The 8260-nt window shown below is 66.2% G+C and carries 4 protein-coding genes; 2 read left to right on the top strand and 2 right to left on the bottom strand.

Annotated features, from left to right (window positions below):
• Window positions 1-364: 364 nt before the first annotated feature.
• The gene (locus V6U86_RS29345) at window positions 365-868 is read left to right on the top strand and encodes a hypothetical protein (RefSeq protein WP_334508925.1); all 504 of its coding nucleotides are present in this window, start codon (window positions 365-367) and stop codon (window positions 866-868) included.
• A 320-nt stretch (window positions 869-1188) separates the two neighbouring features.
• On the opposite strand, the gene V6U86_RS29340 is transcribed toward V6U86_RS29345, so the two are convergent.
• Window positions 1189-3354, bottom strand: coding sequence for a UvrD-helicase domain-containing protein (locus V6U86_RS29340; protein WP_334508923.1), 2166 nt, complete (start codon window positions 3352-3354; stop codon window positions 1189-1191).
• A 268-nt stretch (window positions 3355-3622) separates the two neighbouring features.
• Between V6U86_RS29340 and V6U86_RS29335 the strand changes: the two genes are divergently transcribed.
• The gene (locus V6U86_RS29335; protein ID WP_334508921.1) at window positions 3623-6616 is read left to right on the top strand and encodes an N-6 DNA methylase; all 2994 of its coding nucleotides are present in this window, start codon (window positions 3623-3625) and stop codon (window positions 6614-6616) included.
• A gap of 34 nt (window positions 6617-6650) precedes the next feature.
• Here V6U86_RS29335 and V6U86_RS29330 read toward each other — a convergent pair whose 3' ends face one another.
• Window positions 6651-8252, bottom strand: a complete 1602-nt coding sequence (locus tag V6U86_RS29330) for a serine/threonine-protein kinase (protein ID WP_334508919.1) — start codon at window positions 8250-8252, stop codon at window positions 6651-6653.
• Window positions 8253-8260: the final 8 nt, after the last annotated feature.

The following is an 8260-nucleotide window of genomic DNA, read 5'->3' as shown; positions in this document are numbered from 1 at the left end:
TACATTGGCCGATGCCGCTTCCGGCATCGCCAACCTCCACAACATCATCCTCGCCGGCTGACCACCGGCCGGGCCCCGAGCAACGCCTTCACCCAGTTACGAGACGTCCCTTAGGGAAGTGATACGTCAGGGCAGTACGTAGACGACTCACCGGTAGAGCCGTGCGCCAATCGCGCTTCTGGGAATTGCGCTCCGATGACTGTCCTTGAAGTAGTCCGGCCCCGTGATCGACCATCAACAATTCTCCCACCAACGACGGAAGTCATTGTGAGCCGGATAGCCGACAGGGTGATCCTGCGGCCGTCGCGCTAATCTGCCTTCGGCGGTTCTTCTGAAACAGACGGCGAGTCCAAGGGAGAATGTCATGTTCATCGTGGCGACGCAGGATCCAAAGACACGAGGTCATTCCGAGGCTCCCGAATCGGGCGCGGATGCGTGGGGTGCCCTCCTACCCATCGACGCCGGGCTCACGCAGGCCGAGGCGGATCGGCAGCTGGCCACCTACCTGGCCGGGGTGCAGGCGGGCGAGCCACTGTGCATCCGCGCGCACGGCAACGACGAGGAGATCGGCGACGCCGAGGCCGGCGCGAAGGACTGGGGCTGGACGTACAAGAAGTTGGCGAGAATGCTGGCCACCCACCTGACCGCCACCCCGAGCGTCGTCCTGATCCGGTCGTGCGCCGAAGAGGTGACCAACTTCCCCACTCAAATGGCAGTCCGCCTGGAATCCAATTGGCCGGGCGCGAACCACCTCGACGGAGTCGTCATCTACGGCTACAACACGTCTGTCAACATCAGCACGCCAGTGCCCTCGCCGCAGCAGCTGACCAAGAACGTCCAGATCCAGCCGGTCATCATCTCGTTGTAATCTGCGGCTGCGTCTGGCAATTCATCCCGGCTTCGCAGACAACATCGCGCTGGCTGGCTGCGGGCCTGACCCAGATTCCTTACGAGTTGAGCCCTCACCCACACCATTCCACCCCCGACAGCATGGCGATTAACTGTGCCTGAAAATTGCGCTGTCGGGGGTGGTCCGGATGACCAGAAGCGTAGTTTCCTGGCGAGGCAGAATCCAACGGGATTGATGCTCACGCGCCGCCGGGCGTCCTCACTGCGCTGGCCGCCGAGACCAACGCCGAGGGTTGGTGACACTCGTACGGCAACGCCGCCGCTCGGCTGACAACGGGCCTACCGCAGCGGTGACGACGCCGTATCCGAGACGAACGGCAGGAACGGGCTCGGCGTCCCGCTCCAAGACACGTATAAGACCTCCCTGGCCCGGGTGCTAGCAACGAACATCAGACAACGCTCCCGGAGCAGGTCGTTGTCGTGCTGCAGCTGGTCCACTTCAGCTGGCGTAATCTCCTTGGCGAACGGCACCGCCCGAGCAGTGACGCCCACCATCGCGACACAGCGAAACTCCAGCCCCTTCATAGCGTGCATGGTGGCGAGTCGCACTCCGTCCACGTCCACGCCCGGCTGGTCCCGGACGAGCGCGGCCGGAATCCCGGCATCGGCCAGCGCGTCGCGCACCGCGTTCAGCGTCAGGTTGAAGCGGGCGCAGACAGCGATTTCGTTGGCCGCCACGCCCTGCTTCAACCACTCCCCCACCCGCTCCACGAGTGCCGCGACCTCGGCCTGGCTGGTCGGATACCCGGCGGCTTGGGGTCGCTTGCCGTGCAACAGCGACCGGTAACCGGCGAGGGTGTCATCACCGTCGCCGCCGAGGTCCTCGATCCGCGAGCCGACAAGCACTCCGGTGGACCAGGCGAGGATCTCCTCCGTGCTGCGGTAGTTGACCCGCAGCCGGCTGCTGCGACCGGTGACGGAGATGCCGAGCGCGCCCAGCGAGACCCGGGAGTCATAGATCCGCTGGTGCGGGTCGCCGGTGATGAAGAGGTCATCCGGGCCGGAGGCCACCGCGGCGCGCAGGACCCGCCACTGTGCGGGATGCAGGTCTTGGGCCTCGTCGACCACGACGTGGTCGTACCCATGGATGGTGCGGTCGGCACCGTCGAGCAGTTGTGCGGCCCGCGCGCAGATCTGCAGGTGAGTGCTGGTACCGGCGGCCGACACCTCCTTCTGGAACATCTCCACGGCGTCCCACACGCGGTCGCGCTGCCGCGGCCCCAGCGCCGACCCTCGACCGCGCCGGCTGGCCGCCCGGTACTCCTCCCGGCTCTGCACGTCGTGGGCCAGGATGACGTGGCGGAACTCCTGCGCCAGGAACTGCTCGGTCCACGGCAGGGTCAGCCTTCGGCACACCCTCCGCCAAATCTGCCGTTCGTCGACATCGCCGATCGGGGTCGGCACCTGCCCGGCGAGCGCCCGGACTGTGCGGTTCGCGAAGGCGTTCACCGTGGTCACCTCCACCCGCGCCAGTTGCTCCTCGTCAACGAGAAGTAGGGACAGGTTCTCCCGCAACGCCGCGGCCAAGGCATTCGTGTACGTGGTGAGCAGCACCCGACTATCGGGCGTACGCGACAGCAGGTGCTTGACCCGGTGCAGCGCCACCACCGTCTTCCCCGTGCCGGGTCCGCCGGTCACCTGGGCCGGCCCGTTGTACGACACCCGGTACGCGACGCGGCGCTGCGACGGATGGAGGAAGACCCGCCAGGCGGCGAAGGGCTTGTCGAGGATCTCGGCGAGTTCATCCGGCCGGGTCACCAGGGTGATGCGGTTGGCGGTGTTGGAGATCGCCACCGCCAGGCTCTCGCTCGGCTCCGGCGTCGCGTCCGCCGGCCGGCGCTCGGCCACCACGTCGCGGTAGACCTCGTCCGGCGTGAAGCCCTCGGCAAGGTACTGCAGCACCTCGAACTGGTCTTCGGGCAGCAGCGTCCCGAACGCGTCCAGCTGCGCCTTGTCGATGATCGTACGAACGGCACGCAGCACCTGGTCGTCGATACCGAGGTCGCGCAGCACCGTGTTGGAGTAACGGGCGAACAACAGCGTCGGAGCCGCCGCCGCCTCCTCCTCCAGCGCCGGGGTGAGCTGTTCGATCGCAACAACGTTGCGGACCTCCAGCGCCCGGGTCGCTCTGTTGACCGTGTAGAGCCGCTTCGCGGCCCAGCTGTAGGCGTCGTCGTGCGGCACGACGTTGAGCAGGAGAAAGGTGTCGCTGCCGTCGTCCGGCGCCAACACCACCCCGCGCCAGAAGTCGGTAACCCGGATGGTCCGCATCCGCGGATCGCGGGCGTTGTTCACCGACTCCAGGTGCAGGCCTTTGTCGGCGTGCAGCTCGGCGATGGTGAGCAGCTGGAACTTCTCCATCGCCTTGCGTACGCCGGCCTTGACCGGCTTTGCCAGAACGTCGTAGCTCTGCCAGAAGGTGTTGGCCAGGGCGAGCTGCGGCACGGTCAGGGCCTCCTGCGTGATCGGTCGGCGCGCGGATGCGACCCTACCTGCCACGCTATCGGTTTCCAGGCCCACCTGAATCCCATCACAAACCGTAGCTGTCCGTAATCTGACAGCGATTCACAGTTTTGTTGAATCCGAGGAGTCGTCAGATCCACACTGGTACATGGCTTGCTCGGACGGTACGCCAGATGACAACCGCAGCCGCCAGAAACCGCCTCGACCGGAAGTGGCCGCGCCCGACGGCCTTCCCCCTTCGTTGCAGCCGTTGTTGGCGCGAATCGCCGATCGCCGGGCCGCCCGCAGCGAAGCAACCCTGCAGGCCGACATTCGACAACTCCTGCTGGCCGGCGACTTCGGTCTCGGTGAGGCACACCTCGACGTTGACCTCGAGTCTCCGGCCGGCGGTGGCAGACGTATCGACATCGAGGCGGGCTACACGGTCATCGAGGTCAAGCGTCGGCTCCAGAACGGACGTCCGCTGCAGGAGGCCGAGCGGCAGCTCGGCGGCTACGTCCGCTCGCGGAGCCACGAAAGCAGTCAACGTTACGTCGGCATCCTCACCGACGGGGCCACCTGGCGTGCGTACCAGCTAACCGGCGACTCACTGAGCCTCATCGACACCCACTCGTTGGCTGCCACTCGCCCCGACGGGTTGGCCCTCTTCTACTGGCTTGAGGGCGTGCTGGCAACGAGTCAACGGGTCCGGCCAGCACCCGCCGAGGTTGCCCGCCGACTCGGCGCGGCGAGCACGTCGCACAAGCTGGATCGTGCCGCACTCGCCGCGCTCTACGAAGAACACGCGCAGGTGCCGACCGTGCAGCTGAAACGGCAGCTCTGGGCGGGGTTGTTAGACAGCGCCCTCGGCACGCAGTTCGTCGACGATCCGGACCTCTTCGTCGAGCACACCCTGCTGATGAACAGCGCGCACATCATCGCGCACCTGGTCGTCGGCATCGACGCCATGGATCTGCAGCCGCAGGACCTCATCACCGGGCAACGGTTCGACCAGGCCCGCATCCTCGGCGTGGTCGAGCACGACTTCTTCGGCTGGACCACGGAGGTGCCCGGTGGTCGCGAATTCGTTCAGGGGCTCACTCGGCGGCTTGCCCGGTTCGATTGGCTCCAGGCCGACCACGACATCCTGAAGGTGCTCTACGAGTCGATGATTGGCGCCGAGACGCGCAAGCGGATGGGCGAGTACTACACCCCGGACTGGCTCGCCGAGCATCTCGTCGACACTGTCGTCACTGATCCGCTGCGGCAACGGGTGCTGGACCCCGCCTGTGGCTCCGGCACCTTCCTTTTCCACGCCGTACGGCGTTATCTCGCTGCGGCCGAGGCGGCGGCCGTTCCGCTCGACACCGCGTTGACGCAGCTCACCAAGCATGTGATTGGCGTTGACCTACACCCGGTCGCCGTGGCGCTCGCACGGGTGACCTATCTGCTCGCCATCGGCCACGAGCGGCTGACCGATCAGCGCGGCGCCATCACCATCCCTGTCTACCTCGGCGACAGTATGCAGTGGCGGGAACGACGCGACCTCTTCACCGAGGAGCACGTACGGATCAGCGCAGGTTGCAACACGAGTGAGGTCGAAGAGTGGCTCCGCTTCCCGAAGGAACTGCTCAACGAGCCGAGCCGGTTCGACCAGATTGTCGCGGGGCTCGCCACCATTGCGGCGAAACCGAGAGAGGGGAACGGCCCGCCGTCGCTGACCGCGTTCTTCCATCGGATGAAGATCGGGCCCGACGATCAGCCGATGATCCTCAGCACCTTCGAGGCGATGTGCCGGTTGCACGACGAGGGACGCGACCACATCTGGAGCTACTACCTGCGTAACCTGGCCCGACCGGTCTGGCTGGCCATTGACGACAACCGAGTGGACGTCCTGATCGGAAACCCGCCGTGGCTTTCGTACCGGCACATGCCCGCTGGCATGCAGGAAATGTTCAAGCGACTCTCGAAGGACCGAGGGCTGTGGCGCGGCGGTCAATTCGCTACCCAGCAGGACCTCTCCGGTCTCTTCGTGGCCAGAGCCATCCAGCAATATCTGCGCGATGATGGCGCGTTCGCCTTCGTCCTGCCCAACGCCGCACTCGACGGCAAGCACTACGAGGGCTTCCGCAGCGGGTGGTACAAAGACGAAATTGAGCCGACGACGGTTGCCTTCACCGGCTCCTGGGACCTGCGTCGCCTGCGCCCCCACCCCTTTCCGCGGGGGGCTGCCGTCGTCTTCGGAAACAAGGCAGCAACGCACAACCCGCGCAGCCTTCCATCGACCACCGAGCAATGGACAGGGCGCCTCGGCGTCGATGCCAGGAGTTGGAAGCAGACCGCGCCGTCCATCCGCCGGGAACACGTACCCCTGGGGCGGGAGTCCCTCGCCGAGTCACCGTACAAGCCACACGTTCGCAACGGCGCGACGATCTTCCCCCGGATCCTCTTCTTCGTCGAGACGGATTCCGGCGGGCGGCTCGGCCTCGGAGCCGGTCGTCGCTCCGTACGCTCCGCACGCAGCAACCTGGAAAAGGCACCGTGGAAGGAGTTGCCCGCTCTCGAAGGGGTCGTGGAGGCCGAGTTCATCCGGCGGGTGCTGCTCGGCGAGAGCCTGGTGCCGTACCGGATCCTGCCGGCGAAGGAAGCAGTCCTCCCACTTGACGGCGACACGCTGATGACAGGTCCCGGATCGCGAATCGACTACTACTTCGGCCTCGCCGAGTGGTGGCGGCGGGCCGAGGCTGTCTGGGAGACGCACCGCAACAGCGCCCGTCTCACCTTGGTCGAGCAGCTCGACTTCCGACACAAGCTCACCACTCAATTGCCTGCGCCACCGCTACGTCTGGTCTACGGCAAGTCGGGCATGCACGTCGCCGCGGCGATCGTCGACGAACCATCCGCGATCATCGACCACAAGCTCTACTGGGTCCCAATCGCGACCCGGGAAGAGGGCCTCTTCCTGTCCGCGATCCTGAACAGCACGGTGTTGACGGAGCTTGCCCGACCGATGATGTCCTACGGCAAAGATGAGCGCGACATTGACAAGTACGTGTGGGATCTGCCCATTCCCCGGTACGACGACGCGAACCCGACGCACCAACGCCTCGTGGAGTTCGGCTGTGCGCAACACCAGACCGTTGCCGGGCTCAGCCTCGCCGAGGGCACGAGCTTTGTGACGTTGCGCCGCCGAATCCGCGCCGAACTCGCACGGCACCCCACCACCTCGAAGATTGAGGCCATCGTCACGGAGATGCTCGGGTAATCCCATGGTCGAAATTGACGATTCATGGCCCCGATCACCGGGAGCGCCGCAGCCCGGAGAGCAACTCGGCGACCTCGACGGCACTGGGGTCGGTGGCACCGTGCAACCGGGTCAGATCCTTCAACAGGTCACCTAGAGTCTCCTCAGCGGCTGGCCGCTGCCCTGCACCAAGTTGGAGCAGGCCGATCTGCCGACGCAGGTCCAGGGTGCGTGAGTCGTCCGGGCCGTAGGCGTCGCTCTCATCGCCGAGGAGCGCGTCGAGCTGACGCAGCGCCTGGCTGGTATCACCAAATAGAGCGCGGCAGGTGGCCCCGCGGAGCCGGCATTTCAGGGCGCGATCAGCATGGCGGCCGTCTCGGCGGGCAATATCGTCGGCGAGTTGCTCATACGTCGGCGCGGCCCGACGGTAATCCCCCTCCTCGAAGAGCGCGTCCGCAAGTTCAAGCCGAGCACGAAGAACATCGTCGTCGGTGTCGCCGAGCGCCTCCGCGGCTGGCGCGACAGCTCCGGCCAGCAGTTCTGCGGCTTGACCGTAGCGGGATTCCTGGGCGAGTCGGGCTGCTTCCACTCGCGCCTGGCCAAGCCCGTCGCGGTCGGAATGAGCACCCTGACGAGGCCGTGGAGGCGCGGCGGGCTGAACGGCCCTGGAGGATGGTGGAGCCGTCAACAGCGACGCCGGGTCGGGCTGTGGTGACGCCGGGGCAGGCGACGAAGTTACTCGCGGGGCTGTTGTGAACACCCGGCTGAGCACCGTGCCGTACATCCGGGTTGCGCTGGTCGTCGAGGGCGGGTGCAGCACCCCCGGTAGTGGACCCAGTCCAGTGGCATACGGCAGCAACTGGTCGTAGACGATGTGGGCGCCGTCGGGTCGGTCCTCGGGCTGTTTCTGCAACAGATGCAGGAGCAACTCCTCCACGGCCTCGGGCACATCGTGACGGACTGCGCGCACCGGCGGCGGTGGTTGGCTGACCTGTTTACTCCAGACGTCGAACGAGGTGGACCCGCTGAAAAGTCGCTCGCCGGTGAGCATCTCGTGCAGGGTGCAGCCGAGTGAGTAGAGATCGGTCGCTGGCCCACTGATATTGGTCTGGATCTGCTCGGGTGCCATGTACGCCGGGGTGCCGGGCGGAAGCCCGGTGGCGGTGATTCTCGAGAAGTCCGGAAGGGTAGGTGCGGCGGCGAGACCGAAGTCGAGCACCTTCACGGCCCCGTCTGGCTGCAGCATGAGGTTACTCGGCTTGAGGTCGCGGTGCACGAGCGACGCCTCGTGGGCGATGGTGAGCACGGCGCAGACCTGGGCGGCGATGGCAGTGGCCCAACCGATGGGCAGGGCACCTTGCTCGGCCACCAGATCGGCGACGCTGATCCCGTGGATGCGCTGCATGACCAGGTAGGGCCGACCGTCGTGGGTGCCGACGTCATAGACGGCGGGGACGCCGGGGTGTTCCAGGCGGGCGGTGATCCGTGACTCGCGGACGAACCGACGGATGTAGTCCTTGTCTGGCTCACCGTCGGGAAAGCGGATGAACTTGACCGCGACCTGCCGGTCGAGTTTGGTGTCGTGGCCGAGCCACACCTCGCCCATGCCACCACGGCCGATGGGCAAGTCGTCGAGTTCATACCGGCCGTTGATCAACGTTCCCA

Source organism: Micromonospora sp. CPCC 205558 (assembly GCF_036902955.1).
GTDB lineage: Bacteria > Actinomycetota > Actinomycetes > Mycobacteriales > Micromonosporaceae > Micromonospora.
This window is presented reverse-complemented; position numbering and strand designations above follow the sequence as displayed.